The following is a 1,964-nucleotide window of genomic DNA, read 5'->3' on the forward strand; positions in this document are numbered from 1 at the left end:
CCGTTGGACGCATGCTTGCATGAGCTCGTCTTTTGTGACGACGCGATCAGCATGCCTGCTGAGGTATTCAAGCACCGCGAAGGCTTGCGAGCGCAAGACCACATCCTTGCCTTGGCTGTCGCGCAAAATCCCGGCGGCAAAATCGAGAGTGATGCCGTTCACCACGATTGTCTTGGATGAGCGCGGATTCATCCGCATCTCTCTGCATGTGCAGAACGTCGAATGCTTGATCAGGAGCATATCAAACTCCTGCTCTTATCGGAACGGCTCGGACCGCTCGCGCATCATCGGAGATCGGGAGAATATCGGCATTTGATCGGTTTCCTCTCGTTACACCAGGGTTGTCTTCGCCGATCATGCCAGCTGACGACCAAGGGCAGCAGGTCTAATCTTGATGGCTTCGAAACCCACGGCTCTACTGGCAGCAGCTTACGCGTTGATATTGGGCGGAAGCGCGGGCGCACATGATGCGGCGCGCGGCTGGCCTTATCCGCCGGCTTGCTGCAAGGGAAATGAAGTGGGAGGCGATTGCGAGCGCATCCCGGGCGCATCGGTCAAAATTGGACCGAGGGGCTTTTCCGTTACACTACTTCCTGGCGACCACCACCTGGTGACCCGACAGCATTTGTTTCAGATTCCGTATGGAGACACGCTGCCGTCTGGTGATCACGATTTTCACATCTGCCTGCATCCAAGTGAGGACTATATGAACTGCTTCTTCGCACCGCCCGATTCAATGTGACGGCGAGTTCCGTAAGGAGAGTGGTTCTTGCAGGTATCCGAACGTCCGCTGGGGCAAAGCGGTCGGCGCTACGCTGGATGAAAGGTGGGGGCTTTCTAGCCCAATCATCACGAAAGCTGACGGGCAGCATTCGTGAAGAAACACGACATCTCATCTAATGGTCGGTTTGTGAGGGCAGCTCCTGGCGCTTCTTTCTCGTTCCGATCGAGGGAAGCTACGGAAAAACCACCTCTCGCGGCCTTCCCCTTGTCGCGAAAACTCCCGATCAAAGCGACGGTTTTGCAACTGACTTTTGCACCGTCGCAGAACTCAGCTTTTGCGACAACATTTCCTGCTTCCCGCTTTCCTTCTGATGTCGAGCCCAGACGCGCTTCACCTGCGCTTCGCTGCAGCCGGTCAGCTTCGCCGTCCTGCTGATACTGTTGATGGGTGACAACAGGGTCCGGTTCACTGACGCCACAGAGAACATGATAGCCCGAGCTCGCAGGTCGAGTGCCTCTTCTCAAATGCAGTTAATTTGAGAATCCGGCCGCCAAGGTTCTCACAATAAAATGCGAAATCCGAACGAAACCGGCGCATTCTTACAATTAAATGCCAAGCGACAGCAGCGGCAATAAGGGGACCACTGGTGCCGCCTCGACGGCGGACGGAAGAGGCGGCGAGATGGGCTCCACTGAAAGCGTCGTCCGCGCCGGCGTGTCGATGGGCTCTGCGACATGCACCGCTGGCACCAAAGCCATCGATGACACGATATCGCGACTCAGCGCGGGCCACCCCATCGACGGGCGGGTGCCAGTCCGTTATCCGGAACGTCATACATTATCGTCCCGAGTTCCTGATCGTGGTCCGGACCTATTATTCGGATAGTTGTTACGCCAACCAAATCGTCTCGCGGATTGTTGCCGGGTTCGATTTTGCTGCCTTCGGCCAGGTCGATGTCGGGGTCACTCGGCATGTTGGCCGCGAAGGTTTCTGAAACGCCAACTGCTACATAGAACGCCAAGCCGCAGCCAAGCCCAACACGAATTCGCTTGCTCATGAACTCCTCCCATCGTCTTGCTAGTGCGTCGTGGTGCGTCGTGGGCATCACGGCCGGATCATCGGCGTTCGACGACTTCCGGTCCTGAAAGCCATTCCGAATTATTCCGAAATCTTCGGAAAGATGATATGATGGGATATGTCGCTTCAGCTCGTCACGTTAGGTTCGTTCGCATTTGATTGC

At 56.2% G+C, this 1,964-nt stretch carries 2 protein-coding genes and 1 pseudogene; 1 reads left to right on the forward strand and 2 read right to left on the reverse strand.

Features of this window, described 5'->3' with window-relative positions; translation table 11 throughout:
• A pseudogene (locus E5W70_RS32155) lies at positions 1-240 on the reverse strand (hypothetical protein); the annotation flags it as partial.
• Between the two features lie 154 nt (positions 241-394).
• On the opposite strand from E5W70_RS32155, the gene E5W70_RS32160 reads away from it, so the two are divergent.
• Entirely contained in the window at positions 395-742 is a 348-nt protein-coding gene (locus E5W70_RS32160; protein WP_292665359.1) for a hypothetical protein, read from the forward strand.
• Positions 743-1,502: 760 nt separating this feature from the next.
• Here E5W70_RS32160 and E5W70_RS32165 read toward each other — a convergent pair.
• The gene (locus E5W70_RS32165; RefSeq protein WP_292665357.1) at positions 1,503-1,781 is read right to left on the reverse strand and encodes a hypothetical protein; all 279 of its coding nucleotides are present in this window, start codon (positions 1,779-1,781) and stop codon (positions 1,503-1,505) included.
• Between the last annotated feature and the right edge of the window lie 183 nt (positions 1,782-1,964).

The organism is Mesorhizobium sp., assembly GCF_005063415.1.
Lineage (GTDB): Bacteria > Pseudomonadota > Alphaproteobacteria > Rhizobiales > Rhizobiaceae > Mesorhizobium.